Source organism: Pseudoalteromonas sp. QJM3NY_12 (assembly GCF_056173165.1).
Genome location: NZ_CM149661.1, coordinates 2,997,289 through 3,011,251, shown reverse-complemented (window position 1 = coordinate 3,011,251; position 13,963 = coordinate 2,997,289). Strand labels below are relative to the sequence as shown.

Below are 13,963 nucleotides of genomic sequence, written 5' to 3'. Positions count from 1 at the left end.
AGGGTAGGTGTATTTAAAATCTAGTTATTTAGCTTTTTGTCATCTATCTGCTTATAAATTTAATCGTTTTCATTCGTTATTTTTAAATTTAAGTGGAGCAAGTGATGAATCACTTCGCAGTATTAAAATCCTTGTGTATAAGTAGCTTGTTGAGTATTAGTGTCTCTGTACACAGTGCTGAACTAGGTTTAAATGAGGCAATAAACTATGCCTTAAACCATGAGCCTTGGCTTAAAGCCAGTAAGCAAAAACAATCATCAATTGAAGCAAAAAGTATTGCCGCAGGAACCTTACCTGATCCAGTGCTTACATTAGGGTTAATGAACCTACCAACTAATGGTTTTGCTTTTGATCAAGAAAATATGACCCAATTTAAGGTGGGAATTAGCCAATCACTGAGCCGAGGCGATAGTCTAGCACTTCAACAAAAGGCCCTTTCTCAGTCAGCTGCAGCAGAGCCTTGGCTGCGTAAAGATAGACTCGCGCAAGTAAAAACCATAGTTACTGAGTCATGGCTCAATGCTTATAGAGCGCAACGAAGCATTGCACTAATTGAGCAAGATAAAGCTTTGTTTACCCAGCTCATTGATATTACAGAATCAAGCTATGTAAGCTCGGTGGGCAAAACACGCCAACAAGATATTATTCGAGCGCAATTAGAGTTAACCCGCCTTGAAGATAAATTAATGCAACTGGAGCAGCAGCTACAAGGTGCTAAAAAGCGGCTAACACAATGGTTGCCTATCGCTATGCTGAGCTTGCCTGTCAGTGATGACTTTTCAGAGCTTACAGCATTAAAAAACTACACCGAGTTAGAGTATCAGCAATTAATGACCATGCTATTAAAGCACCCTGCAATTATGGCAATGGATAATGCAATAGTGGCAAAGCAAACTCAAATTAGTGTGGCTGAGCAAGGCTATAAACCTCAAATTGGCGTTAATATGGGGTACGGTTATCGTGATGACATGCCAATGGGTGGCTCGCGAGCAGACCTTCTCTCTGTGGGTATAAGTATTGATTTACCGCTGTTTACCGATAACCGCCAAGACCAACTAGTAAATGCTGCCATTGCTGATAGCGAAGAAGCTAAAACACAAAAATTAATAGCCCTTAAAAAGCTACAAGGGATGTACTTTAAGGAAGTTAGCCAGTTAGCGCGGCTTCATCAGCGCGCCGAACTTTATCAAGCCAAGCTGCTGCCGCAAATGGCTGAGCAAGCTCAAGCGACCCTAAATGCCTACACTCGCGATGATGGTAATTTCTCAGATGTGATGCAAGCGCGTATTAGTCAATTAAATGCCAAGATAGACGCCCTAAACATTCATGTTGATCAAAAGATAATTATTGCAAGGTTAAATTATTACGCCAGTGCTGATGATACCAGCTTAAAAAACACACCACAGCAGGAGCCGAGCTATGAATACTAATTTAAAATTATTACTGGTGGCTATATGTAGTGCGGCATTAACTACGGGGATATTATTAAGCTTACCTAGTGAGCACTCTATGCCAACTGACAGTAAAGCCAGTAGTAAAAAAGAGCCGCTTTATTGGGTCGCACCTATGGACAGTAATTATCGCCGAGATGAACCTGGTTTATCGCCCATGGGCATGGATTTAGTGCCTGTTTACGAAGAGTCAGACCGTGGGGCTAATGAAGGGCCAGGCAGTATTAAAATTTCACCCACAGTGATTAATAATTTAGGTGTGCGTACTACCCCTGTTGCGTTTGCTGCACTTGAAAATGAAGTTAACACGGTAGGTTATGTACAATACAACCAAGACCAGCTAATTCATATTCATCCGCGCGTAGAGGGATGGGTCGAAACCTTATACGTTAAAGCCGCGGGTGATCAGGTTAAACAAGATGAGCCACTTTATACCTTATATTCACCACAGTTAGTGAATGCACAAGAAGAGTTTGTTTTAGCGTTGAAGCGTAATAATCCGGTGCTAATTCGTGCCGCTAAAGCCCGTTTAAAATCACTCAATGTGTCTGATGGCTTTATTTCACGCCTGCAAAAAGGTCAGCAAGTACTGCAAAACATAACATTTTATGCCCGCCAAGGTGGTGTTGTTGATGAGCTTAATATTCGTGAAGGATTTTATGTTAAACCTGATACCTCAATGATGAGTATTGCTCAGCTTGATGAAGTATGGGTTGAGGCTGAGGTATTTGAGCGCCAAGCAGAACTTATTCGTGTTGGCTTGCCGGTAACCATGACACTCGATTATTTAAGTGGCCAACGCTGGCAAGGGCAAGTGGATTATATTTACCCTACCTTAGATGCTAAAAATCGTACTTTAAGAGTACGTTTGCGCTTTGATAACCAAGGCCATCAGTTAAAGCCTAATATGTTTGCTCAAGTCAGTATTCATAGTCAAGTAGCTGAAAAACAGTTAATCGTACCTAAAGAAGCTGTTATTCGCACTGGTAGCCAAAACCGTGTTGTAGTTGCACTTGGGGAAGGTCGTTTTAAATCGGTCGAGGTAACTTTAGGGCGAAGTGATGCGGCTAATACCGAAATTTTATCAGGTGTTATGGCAGGCGATGAAGTGGTTACTTCAGCACAGTTTTTAATTGATTCAGAGTCGAGTAAAAATTCTGACTTTAAACGTATGCAAGCAGTTTCGCATAACAGTATGCAAATGAGTGATGCCAACCCAAATACGGCAACTGTGAATGGAGTAATTAATAGTATTGATGCTAATAATCGTATTGTGAATATCAGCCGTGAGGCAATTGAAAAGTGGGGCCGAGGACCTGCAACAATGGACTTTATACTAGCAAAAAATGTAATGACTGAGATGCTCAAGCCTAACGATGAGGTTACTTTTACCTTTAGCATTGAGCAAGGTGAATTTGTGATTCATACAATAACGCCTGTGCATGCTACGCACAGTCAGCATCACTAGGAGTGGTTATGATTACTGCAATTATTCGCTGGTCTGTTGTTAACCGTTTTTTTGTTTTGTTACTAACCGCAATACTGATTGGTGGTGGCTTGTATGCTGTAAAAAATACGCCTGTAGATGCCTTACCCGATTTATCAGATGTACAGGTTATTGTTAAAACCTCTTATCCTGGGCAAGCGCCGCAAGTAGTGCAAGATCAGGTTACATTCCCGATTACCACGGCAATGCTATCGGTACCTGGGGCGCAAACAGTACGCGGTTTTTCGTTTTTTGGCGACTCCTACGTGTACGTTATTTTTGACGAAGACACTGATTTATACTGGGCACGAAGCCGTGTTCAGGAATATCTAAGTCAAGTATCTGCCCGTTTGCCTAGTACGGCAATTGCAGAGCTCGGGCCCGATGCCACCGGCGTTGGCTGGGTGTATTTATATGCACTCACTGATACCACAGGTAAGCATGACATCAGCCAATTACGCAGTTTACAAGATTGGTTTTTAAAATTTGAACTGCAAACTGTACCCGGTGTATCCGAAGTGGCATCGGTAGGCGGCATGGTTAAACAATACCAAGTAAATGTTCAGCCCGATAAGCTTCGTGCTTATGGTATTCCGCTAAGCCTTATTCAAACTGCCATTAAGCAAGGCAATCAAGAAATGGGTGCATCGGTAGTTGAGATGGCAGAAGCTGAATACATGGTCACCAGTACTGGCTACGTAAAAAGTGTTGCTGATTTAGAAGCCATTCCTTTAGGTATAAACGCTAACGGTACTGCACTACAGTTACGTGATGTTGCTAATGTGCGTTTAGGTCCGCAAATGCGCCGCGGTGTTGCCGAGCTTAACGGCGAAGGCGAGGTGGCAGGTGGCGTAGTGGTTATGCGCTTTGGTGAAAACGCGCAAAAAACCATAGAGCTCGTTAAAGCTAAATTAGAGTCACTTAAAAAAGGGCTACCAGAGGGGGTTGAAATTGTACCTGTGTACGATCGCTCTCACTTAATAAAAGACGCAGTTGATAACCTCACCTCTAAATTAATGGAAGAGCTTATTGTAGTGGCTTTAGTGTGTGTGGTGTTTTTATTTCATATACGCTCATCGCTGGTGGCTATTATTACCTTACCGTTAGGTATACTCACCGCTTTTATTATTATGTATTGGCAGGGAATTAACGCCAATATCATGTCATTAGGCGGGATTGCTATTGCGATTGGTGCTATGACTGATGGTGCGATTGTGATGATTGAAAACATGCACAAGCATATGGAGAAAAAACCGCTAACAGATGAAAACCGTTGGCAAGTGGTGATTGACTCTGCCAGTGAAGTTGGGCCTGCGTTATTTTTTAGCCTATTAATCATTACCGTGAGCTTTATGCCGGTATTTATTTTAGAAGCTCAGGAAGGGCGAATGTTTGCGCCATTAGCGTACACAAAAACCTATGCAATGGCAGCTTCTGCTGGATTAGCAATTACCTTAGTACCCGTGCTGATGGGTTATTTCATTCGGGGTAAGGTGATCTCTGAAAATAAAAATCCAGTTAACCGTTTACTGGTAAATAGTTATAAGCCGCTGTTAAATCTAGTATTAAAATTTCCGAAAAGTACCTTGCTGATTGCGCTAGTTATTACTTTAATGGGCTTTTATCCGATAAATAAAATAGGCAGTGAATTTATTCCACCTCTTGATGAGGGGGATCTAATGTATATGCCGACTACTTATCCAGGAATTTCAATAGGTAAGGCGCGCGAGCTATTGCAGCAAACCGATAAATTGATTGCCACTGTGCCCGAGGTGAAAACCGTATTTGGTAAAATTGGACGAGCGGAAACGGCAACCGATCCGGCACCGCTGACCATGATTGAAACCTTTATACAGTTTAAGCCTAAGGATCAGTGGCGCGAAGGCATGACCACTGAAAAGCTCAAACAAGAGCTGGATGCTTTAGTTAAGTTTCCTGGGCTGACGAACGCTTGGGTAATGCCAATTAAAACGCGGATAGATATGCTGGCTACAGGGATTAAAACCCCTGTGGGTATAAAAGTCGCGGGCCCTAATTTGAATGAAATTCAAAAAATAGGTCAACAAATAGAGGTATTACTTAAAGATCTTCCCGGTACGGCGTCTGTTTACTCAGAGCGTGTAGCGGGTGGACGTTATATTAAGGTAGATATTAACCGTGAAAAAGCAGCGCGCTACAGTTTAAATATTGCTGATGTGCAACAAGTAGTCGCAACCGCAATTGGTGGCATGAACGTGACTGAAACGGTTGAGGGTCAAGAGCGCTACCCTGTAAATCTTCGTTATCCGCAAGCGTACCGTGACTCCCCTGAAGAACTGATGCTTTTACCTATTGTTACTCCAACGGGTCAACGTATCGCACTTGCTGATGTGGCGGATGTATTTATTAGTGATGGCCCGCCTGGGATAAAAAGTGAAAATGCCCGTTTAAATGGTTGGAGCTTTATTGATATTAAAGATACAGATATTGGTAGCTATGTAGCAAATGCTCAGCAGTTACTAAATGAGCAGCTAATTTTACCTGCTGGATACTCTATAACTTGGGCTGGGCAATACGAATATATGGAGCGTGCCAAAGCCAAACTGAGTTATGTGTTGCCGCTGACCTTAGCCATTATTGTAGTATTGCTTTACCTTAACTTTAGAAGTTTCACCGAGGTATTTATTATTATGGCGACTTTACCACTGGCGATGATAGGAGGTATCTGGCTGATGTACTTAGAGGGCTTTAACTTCTCTGTTGCTGTAGGAGTTGGCTTTATTGCCCTTGCTGGGGTGGCCGTAGAAATAGGCGTTATAATGTTGGTGTATTTAAATCAAGCCTATAAAGCGCAGATAGAGGCTGCTTCTAAAATTGGTAAAAGCTTGAGTATAGAGCAGCTTAAACAGGCGATACTAGAAGGTGCGGGTCTACGAGTACGTCCGGTAATGATGACAGTGGCAACCATAGTTATTGGCTTATTACCGGTGCTTTATGGTACAGGCACGGGCAGTGAAGTAATGAGTCGAATAGCGGCTCCTATGGTCGGCGGTATGTTTAGCGCCATTGTTTTAACATTGCTGGTATTGCCTGCTGTGTATTTATTGTGGCGAAAGCGCAACCTATAATATTTACACTGATTATGTAACTTGTACTGAAAATATCAGTACAAGTTAGGTAATCTTTTCTTTATCTACTGATTTTGTTGAATTTCTTATTGGCATGATTCACGCATCTATTTAATCAATAGTTTTAAAAAGTAAGGAACGCACATGCAAGTTAAAACAATTCAAGAAGTGTTCGATTGGACCGTTCAGTTTCATACACAAATGGCGGCTAATTTTTTTAGCGTAAGGGATTTACTTGGAGAGCATAACAAACAGTTAATTGATTATTGTGTTGAGTATGAAAAAAAACTTGCTGAGGATTTAATCGGGTTTAAAGCAATCACTGAAATAAATACTTTAGATACATATTGTTATGAATATTTTTCAGAGCACTCAGAAATCATTAGCTTTACTGATTTAGATCGCAGTAATGAGCTAGATGAATTAGCGATTCAAGAGTATTTATCTCAGCAGCATCAAAAAGTATTAAATGCATATAGTTATTTGGCAGATAAAGCGCAGTCACCAGAGGCTCAAGAAAAGCTAGGGGAGATCTTACAGCTCGAAGAGCAAGGTCTGAAGCAGATGATGCAAAGTATTAATCGTCATGTAGATATGTAGCACTGGGTGTTATGCATAAAAAAGGCGCTGTAATTAGCGCCTTTTTCGTGTTCATACTAGTAGGGCAGATTTAGCTTTGCTCTACATCCACTACTAAGTCACTTGTAATTGACTCAAGTGCATTAATAACTTCTTCTTTATTTAATCCGTTAGGTAGGCTCACGGTGGCAACAGCACTAAATATAGGCACTCCCCAGTTTGGCGCACTTTGCTGCCTAGAGTTTAAGTTTGTAATGTTCGCGCCTTTATGGCGAATAACACTTGCTAGCTCTTGCACTATACCTGGGCGATCGTTACCGGTGATCACAAAATTAAGTTGCTCAAGCTCTACAGGCTCAATTTCAGTGTTGCCCTTTTCAATGCGAACATCTAACTTAGGAAGCCCATTGAGCGCATTTTGAAATGTCTGTAAATGCTCTTCAGCCACTTCAACCTGTATAATGCCTGCAAAGTGCCCGAGTAAGTGACTCAAATTACTGCTTAACCAATTGCCATGGTTTTCTAATATAACCGATGAAATACTTTCTACTAAACCGGGGCGATCTTCCCCTAAAATAGTTATTACCAACTGCTTCATAATAGTTCTCTTTTTAAGCCCAAATGAAAAAATAAATGCATAGGCATTAAGTGATGCGATCTAATGTATTTGATTCTAAATGTATGTAAAAGCTAACCACAAAAGGATTGTTACATCTTAGGAGGTTACTTTATTATTGTTATATTAGATGCCCATTGAGTATTGTCTTGGATAAATAGTTTGTCCAATTAATAATTGATTTAGTTCATTAATAACGCAAAAATAAATATAACCACTAAAATAAATAATTCTTTAGTATTATTCTAAGTTGTAATTTTGCCTAAAACCTGCTCAAAAAGCTGTAAATTTAATCTGCAAAGATGAACAGACTCTCTATAAGTAAAGAATTATTACGACTGTAACATTACTGTCACTTTGATGAAATATAATGCGCCCAACGTTAAGATATAAGGGTGTTTTGATGACTTCAAATCCGAATAAACCGACTTTTAATACGGATCGAAGCCGTCTATTTAAAGACCGGTTTGCTAAGTTTGGCATAACCGCAGGCGGTATAATGGTATTAATAGCGCTGCTATTGATCTTCTTTTACCTTCTTTATGTAGTGCAGCCCATTTTCGAGTCAGCCAAAGTTGAAAAGCGCGCTAGCTTTAATGTTGCTAATGCTGAGCAAATTGTAGGGCTTGGTGTCGAGGAGCAAACTGAGGTTGCATATTTACTTGATGATCAAGGTCAAGTTAACTTCTACAGTGTTGATAAAGCACAGTTTGGTAAAAAACTAAAAACACTTAATGCCACTTTATCCGCGCAGGTAACCAGTTTTGCAAACAGTGCTCCTTTTCAAGGGCATTATGCGTATGGCCTTGAAAATGGCACCGTAACTATTGTCGCACCTAAGTTTTTAGTCACCTTCCCTAATAATGAACGTAAATTAACTCCGCGTTTAGGTTATCCACTAGGAGAAATGGCACTCGAAGTTGATGAGCAAGGTGCAGCTATTAAGCGTTTTGCCTTTAGCCATTATGAAGACAAAACAGCCGTTGTGGCACTTACTGCCGATAAACGTGTGGTATTTAGTAGCTTTGTTGCCGAAGAAAATATGTTTACTGGTGAAGTCGAATGGCAAGTGGAACGCACTGAACTTAACGTTGATGGTCGCGTAGATGAGCTATTAATGTCGCCAGATACCACCCGCACATTTGTTCGTTCTGCCAATCAAATTTACGTATTCGATACCCGCTATCCAAGTGAAGTTGAGCAAATTCAATTATTATCTGCCAATGAAGAAAACGCGAATATAGTGTCATCACAACTATTGGCTGGTGCAAACTCACTGATGTTGGCCAATGATAACGGTGAAATATCCCAGTGGTTTGAAATCAATACAGATGCAGGGCGTGAATTTCAAAAAATCCGTTCGTTTGAAACGACTAAGCAAAGCAAGCTGAATATTTTTACTGAGTTTTACCGTCGCACCTTTTTTACAACAGGTCAAAATGGTGAATTAGGGCTTTATTACACAACCAGTGAAGCAAAGCTATGGCAAGGTAAAGTCAGTGATGGTGCAATTGAGCAGTTTGCCATTGCTCCGCGTTCAAATGCGGCGCTAATTTTAGCTGATAATAAGCTAACGGTTTTAGAAATTCATAACGAGCATCCAGAAGTAACGTGGTCAGCGCTTTGGCAAGAAGTATGGTACGAAGGCTACCCAGAGCCGGGTTATATTTGGCAATCTACTTCTGCCAGTGATGATTTTGAATCGAAGTTTTCACTAGTGCCAATTTCATTTGGTACTTTAAAAGCTGCTATGTACGCAATGTTATTTGCTGTACCTATTGCTATTTCAGCCGCTATTTATACTGCTTATTTTATGTCGAGCGAATTGCGCCGTGTGGTAAAGCCAACGGTTGAAATAATGGAAGCTCTGCCAACGGTAATACTCGGCTTTTTAGCTGGCTTGTGGTTAGCGCCTTTAATTGAAGAGCACTTGCCGGCTATTGTTGGTTTACTGGTGTTACTGCCATTGGGTATTTTAGCAACCGCTTTAGGCTGGAATAAATTACCTGCGGTTATTCGCCATAAAATCCCTGAAGGCTCACATTCAATTTTATTAATACCAGTGGTGTTATTTATTGGTTGGTTGTCGTTTGCGATGAGCGAAAGTATTGAGTTATGGATGTTTGATGGCAATGTGCGTCAATACCTAACTAATGAATTAGGCATGACCTTCGATCAGCGTAATTCATTAGTAGTGGGTATCGCGATGGGCTTTGCGGTTATTCCCACTATTTTCTCAATTGCCGAAGATGCGGTATTTAGTGTGCCTAAACATTTATCAAATGGCTCGTTAGCATTAGGTGCTACGCAGTGGCAAACCCTAATTCGTGTGGTGTTATTAACCGCCAGCCCAGGTATTTTTTCTGCAGTAATGATGGGATTAGGCCGTGCCGTAGGCGAAACTATGATTGTACTTATGGCTACCGGTAATACCCCAATTATGGATTGGAGTATTTTCCAAGGCATGCGTACCTTAGCCGCTAATATCGCCGTCGAAATGCCTGAGTCGGAAGTAGGGAGTTCGCATTACCGAATTCTATTCTTAGCCGCCTTTGTATTATTCATATTCACCTTTATTTTCAACACAGTTGCTGAGTTTGTTCGTCAGCAGCTGCGTGAAAAATACAGCTCAATGTAAGTGGAGAAACACGACATGGTAAAGCAGTGGTTTAGGTCTGGTTCTCCTTGGATTTGGATGACCGGTGGTGCTGTCAGCATCAGTTTAATTTCAGTAATTGGTTTACTCGCCATGATTGCATGGAAGGGACTAAGCTTTTTTTGGCCATCTCAAGTTATGCAGTATGAGCTTGAAGGTTCAATTGCGAAGCAAACCGTTATTGGTGAAGTTTATGACCGTGAATTAGTACCTAAGTCGCGTTTAGCGGCAACCGGTATTGATGTTTCTAAATTTGAAAAAGACGAGGTTGAGCGTTTACTAATTAAAACAGGTAACCGTGAGTATGTTGATTTAGATTTTCGCTGGATACTCGAAACCGATATCAAACAAAGCTCAGCGCCTAAAGCGCTTGCGGTGTTTGAGCGCAGCAAAAACGGTAATTTCTACGGGTATGTAGAAAGCGTCATTAAAGACGGTCAGACGGTAACAGCAGATAAAGTTGAAACCTTACATGATCTTGTAGAGCGTGCGGTTGACTTAAACGACGAAGCGCTTGATTTACAAAATGGCGACATAGGGCATATTAACTATGAGCTAGAGCGTTTACGTTTACAGGAAAAAGCCTACTTGCTTGATAACAAGCTAACCGACGAGCGTGTTGCTGAACTTGCTCAAGCGCGTGCTGATTTACGTTCGCAATATGGCGAATTAGAAAAAGAGCTATTTGCACTGCGTAAACAAGCTAAACGTGACCAAGTAACCGTAAAAGATATGCGTGGTGAGGTTGTTACAATCCCGCTATATCAAGTGTTGGACGTATGGTTTCCAAACGACATGGGCTTTTTTGCTAAACTAGGTCATTACTTTGTGCAGTTAGGTAAGTTTGTTTCAGATGACCCACGTGAAGCCAATACCGAAGGTGGCGTATTTCCTGCTATTTTTGGTACGGTATTTATGGTGATGTTAATGGCTGTGATTGTAACGCCATTTGGCGTGGTTGCTGCTATTTACTTACATGAGTATGCGGCTAAAAACGCAATTACTAAAATGATCCGTATTGCGGTTATTAACTTGGCGGGTGTTCCGTCTATTGTATACGGCGTATTTGGCTTAGGTTTCTTTGTTTATATGGTTGGTGGTAGTGTTGACCAATTATTTTATCCTGAGTCATCGCCTACCCCTGTATTTGGTACTCCTGGCGTGATGTGGTCGGCACTTACCTTGGCTATATTAACGTTGCCTGTGGTAATAGTGTCAACCGAAGAAGGTTTATCTCGTATTCCTAGTACAGTACGCGATGGTTCATTAGCACTGGGTGCGACTAAGGTAGAAACGCTATGGCGAATCATTATTCCTATGGCCAGCCCTGCAATTATGACGGGATTAATTTTAGCGGTTGCTCGTGCTGCGGGTGAAGTTGCACCGCTTATGCTGGTGGGTGTGGTAAAAATGGCGCCAACGTTACCGCTTGATGGTAACTTCCCATATATACATTTAGACAGAAAGTTCATGCACTTAGGTTTTCATATTTACGATGTTGGCTTTCAAAGTCCGAACGTTGAAGCGGCGCGTCCACTGGTATATGCAACGGCCTTTTTGTTAGTGTCGGTTATTATTACCCTTAACATCACAGCCATTGGTATACGTAACCATTTACGTGAAAAATTCAGATCGCTTGAGCATTAATTTAGTATAGGTAACAAACATGATTACAGTCGCTCCAAAAGTAAACCAAGCAAAGCCAAGCTTGAAGTTAGATTTAAATAATTTAACAGACGAACAAAAAGCGCTAGAAATTAAAGATCTCGACCTTTACTACGGTGATAAACAAGCACTGAGTAAAGTAAATATGAATATTCCTAAAGGCCAAGTAACAGCATTTATCGGCCCGTCAGGTTGTGGTAAATCAACCTTATTACGTTGTATTAACCGCATGAACGACTTGGTTGATATTTGTCGTATTGAAGGCGAAATCATGCTGCATGGACAGAATATTTACGATAAAAGCGTTGATGTTGCAGCCCTTCGTCGTAATGTCGGCATGGTGTTTCAGCGTCCAAACCCATTTCCAAAATCAATTTATGAGAATGTGGTTTACGGCCTTCGCCTGCAAGGCATTAAAGAAAAGCGTAAGCTAGATGAAGTGGTAGAACAATCGCTACGTGGTGCGGCTCTTTGGGATGAAGTAAAAGACCGACTGCACGATAGCGCATTTGGTTTATCGGGTGGTCAGCAGCAACGTTTAGTTATAGCCCGCTCTATTGCGATAGAGCCTGAGGTATTACTACTTGATGAACCAACATCAGCACTCGACCCGATTTCAACCTTAGTAATCGAAGAGCTAATTAATGATTTAAAGAATAAGTTTACCGTGGTTATTGTTACTCACAACATGCAACAAGCGGCTCGTGTTTCTGATCAAACAGCGTTTATGTATATGGGTGAGCTGATTGAGTATTCAGATACTAATACTTTATTTACGACGCCTACGAAGAAAAAAACAGAAGATTATATTACTGGTCGTTACGGCTAGTCGGGTTAAAACGCGAAAGCAATGAATTATTAAAGAAGGTCATTATGGAACACAACATTAATAAACATATTTCTGGTCGTTTTAATCAAGAGCTAGAAGATGTTCGTAACCATGTACTAAGTATGGGTGGATTAGTTGAGCAGCAACTTAATAGTGCGCTTGATGCAGTAAGCCAAAACGATGCGGTATTAGCACAAAAAGTACGTGAAAACGACTATAAAGTTAATGCAATGGAAGTCAGTATTGATGAAGATTGCACCCGTATTATTGCAAAGCGCCAACCTGCAGCCAGTGATTTGCGTTTAGTAATTGCAATAGCAAAAACCATTGCTGATTTAGAAAGAATTGGCGATGAAGCTAAGCGAATTGCTAAAGTTGCACTAGACTCATTTACTAAGGATCAACAAGATTTATTAGTAAACATTGAAAATATGGGTCGCCAAGTATCTAAAATGTTGCATGACGTTTTAGATGCATTTGCACGTATGGATGTGCAACGCGCATTTGAAGTGCATAAAGAGGATGCTAAAGTAGATAGAGAGTATGAAGCAATTACTCGTCAAATAATGACCTACATGATGGAAGATCCGCGCTCAATTCCAAAAATTATGGATTTAGTATGGTCTGTTCGCTCATTAGAGCGTATCGGCGATCGTTGTCAAAACATCGCTGAATATGTCATTTATTTTGTAAACGGCAAAGATATTCGTCATACATCTCAAGAAGATATTGAAAAATCACTGTAGTGATACGAATAACCAAAAAATATCAAAGGCAGTAATACACTGCCTTTTTTATTTTTTGTAAATAATTGAATGAGAAAAAGCGTTCACAATCTAGCTTAATGCTGTAAAATTCAGGCTGAACAGCATATTGAATTGATTAAAGGGTCAGTTATGCCAACAAATTTTTTAGGTGTTTTTGCTAAATCCCCTATAAAACCAATAGAAGAACACATCAGGAAGGCTCATCAAGCTAGCGAAAGTTTGATACCTTTTTTTAATCATGTTTTTAAAGAAGAGTGGCAACAAGCAGAAGAGCTACGTTTAACCATTCGTAATTTAGAACGTGAAGCTGATGAAATGAAAAGAACTATACGTTTACAACTACCTGGCGGGCTATTTATGCCAGTAGAGCGTACAGATCTGCTCGAATTAGTAACCCAACAAGACAAAATTGCTAACAAAGCAAAAGATATTGCTGGGCGTGTAATTGGTCGTGAAATGATCATACCAAAAGAGATCCAAGAGGACTTTTTGGCATATGTCACTCGTTGTGTCGATGCAACTAAACAAGCATCTAAAGCGATCAATGAATTAGAAGAATTGTTAGAAACGGGCTTTAAAGGCAGGGAAGTAACTCTGGTTGAAAAAATGCTCGTAGAATTGGATGCCATAGAACAAGACACGGATGAAATGCAAATTAGAATACGCCGCCAGCTACGTAAAGTAGAAAGTGAGCTAAATCCAGTTGATGTGATGTTTTTATACAAAATCATTGAATGGGTCGGTGAGCTTGCAGATATTGCAGAGCGCGTAGGATCACGTCTTGAGCTGATGTTAGCTCGTTAATTT

The 13,963-nt window shown here is 40.7% G+C and carries 10 protein-coding genes; 9 read left to right on the top strand and 1 reads right to left on the bottom strand.

The features are described 5' to 3' along the window. Nucleotides 1-104 precede the first annotated feature (104 nt). From AC0VZ5_RS14040 to AC0VZ5_RS14025, 4 genes are all read left to right on the top strand, one after another. Nucleotides 105-1,430, top strand: a complete 1,326-nt coding sequence (locus AC0VZ5_RS14040; protein WP_475473342.1) for a TolC family protein — start codon at nucleotides 105-107, stop codon at nucleotides 1,428-1,430. Further along, nucleotides 1,420-2,919, top strand: coding sequence for an efflux RND transporter periplasmic adaptor subunit (locus tag AC0VZ5_RS14035; RefSeq protein ID WP_475473340.1), 1,500 nt, complete (start codon nucleotides 1,420-1,422; stop codon nucleotides 2,917-2,919). Before AC0VZ5_RS14040 ends, AC0VZ5_RS14035 begins: the two co-directional genes overlap by 11 nt. A gap of 8 nt (nucleotides 2,920-2,927) precedes the next feature. Beyond that, complete coding sequence (locus AC0VZ5_RS14030; protein WP_475473338.1) at nucleotides 2,928-6,044, top strand: efflux RND transporter permease subunit; 3,117 nt, start codon at nucleotides 2,928-2,930, stop codon at nucleotides 6,042-6,044. 144 nt (nucleotides 6,045-6,188) lie between these two features. Beyond that, complete coding sequence (locus AC0VZ5_RS14025; protein WP_138606602.1) at nucleotides 6,189-6,644, top strand: hypothetical protein; 456 nt, start codon at nucleotides 6,189-6,191, stop codon at nucleotides 6,642-6,644. 70 nt (nucleotides 6,645-6,714) lie between these two features. On the opposite strand, the gene AC0VZ5_RS14020 is transcribed toward AC0VZ5_RS14025, so the two are convergent. After that, nucleotides 6,715-7,221, bottom strand: coding sequence for a glycine cleavage system transcriptional repressor (locus AC0VZ5_RS14020; RefSeq protein WP_010391731.1), 507 nt, complete (start codon nucleotides 7,219-7,221; stop codon nucleotides 6,715-6,717). A gap of 421 nt (nucleotides 7,222-7,642) precedes the next feature. Between AC0VZ5_RS14020 and AC0VZ5_RS14015 the strand changes: the two genes are divergently transcribed. The 5 genes from AC0VZ5_RS14015 (at nucleotide 7,643) to AC0VZ5_RS13995 (ending at nucleotide 13,960) form a co-directional block, all read left to right on the top strand. Then, nucleotides 7,643-9,877 carry an ABC transporter permease subunit gene (locus AC0VZ5_RS14015; RefSeq protein WP_475473335.1) on the top strand — a complete coding sequence of 745 codons (2,235 nt, stop codon included), beginning with the start codon at nucleotides 7,643-7,645 and terminating at the stop codon, nucleotides 9,875-9,877. 15 nt (nucleotides 9,878-9,892) lie between these two features. Then, the gene (gene pstA / locus AC0VZ5_RS14010) at nucleotides 9,893-11,542 is read left to right on the top strand and encodes a phosphate ABC transporter permease PstA (RefSeq protein ID WP_475473333.1); all 1,650 of its coding nucleotides are present in this window, start codon (nucleotides 9,893-9,895) and stop codon (nucleotides 11,540-11,542) included. Nucleotides 11,543-11,561: 19 nt separating this feature from the next. Beyond that, nucleotides 11,562-12,389 (top strand): phosphate ABC transporter ATP-binding protein PstB, encoded by an 828-nt coding sequence (gene pstB, locus AC0VZ5_RS14005; protein WP_008114812.1) that lies wholly within the window; start codon nucleotides 11,562-11,564, stop codon nucleotides 12,387-12,389. Between the two features lie 44 nt (nucleotides 12,390-12,433). Then, on the top strand, nucleotides 12,434-13,135 hold the full coding sequence (gene phoU / locus AC0VZ5_RS14000) for a phosphate signaling complex protein PhoU (protein ID WP_010391735.1): 702 nt from the start codon (nucleotides 12,434-12,436) through the stop codon (nucleotides 13,133-13,135). Nucleotides 13,136-13,285: 150 nt separating this feature from the next. Then, the gene (locus AC0VZ5_RS13995; protein WP_008114817.1) at nucleotides 13,286-13,960 is read left to right on the top strand and encodes a TIGR00153 family protein; all 675 of its coding nucleotides are present in this window, start codon (nucleotides 13,286-13,288) and stop codon (nucleotides 13,958-13,960) included. Nucleotides 13,961-13,963 lie beyond the last annotated feature (3 nt).

Excerpts from the sequence above, each read along its gene's own strand:
- AC0VZ5_RS13995 (WP_008114817.1), top strand. The coding sequence starts at position 13,286 with ATGCCAACAAATTTTTTAGGTGTTTTTGCTAAATCCCCTATAAAACCA.
- pstA (WP_475473333.1), top strand. The coding sequence starts at position 9,893 with ATGGTAAAGCAGTGGTTTAGGTCTGGTTCTCCTTGGATTTGGATGACC.
- AC0VZ5_RS14030 (WP_475473338.1), top strand. The coding sequence starts at position 2,928 with ATGATTACTGCAATTATTCGCTGGTCTGTTGTTAACCGTTTTTTTGTT.
- AC0VZ5_RS14015 (WP_475473335.1), top strand. The coding sequence starts at position 7,643 with ATGACTTCAAATCCGAATAAACCGACTTTTAATACGGATCGAAGCCGT.
- AC0VZ5_RS14040 (WP_475473342.1), top strand. The coding sequence starts at position 105 with ATGAATCACTTCGCAGTATTAAAATCCTTGTGTATAAGTAGCTTGTTG.
- AC0VZ5_RS14020 (WP_010391731.1), bottom strand. The coding sequence starts at position 7,221 with ATGAAGCAGTTGGTAATAACTATTTTAGGGGAAGATCGCCCCGGTTTA.
- pstB (WP_008114812.1), top strand. The coding sequence starts at position 11,562 with ATGATTACAGTCGCTCCAAAAGTAAACCAAGCAAAGCCAAGCTTGAAG.
- AC0VZ5_RS14025 (WP_138606602.1), top strand. The coding sequence starts at position 6,189 with ATGCAAGTTAAAACAATTCAAGAAGTGTTCGATTGGACCGTTCAGTTT.
- AC0VZ5_RS14035 (WP_475473340.1), top strand. The coding sequence starts at position 1,420 with ATGAATACTAATTTAAAATTATTACTGGTGGCTATATGTAGTGCGGCA.
- phoU (WP_010391735.1), top strand. The coding sequence starts at position 12,434 with ATGGAACACAACATTAATAAACATATTTCTGGTCGTTTTAATCAAGAG.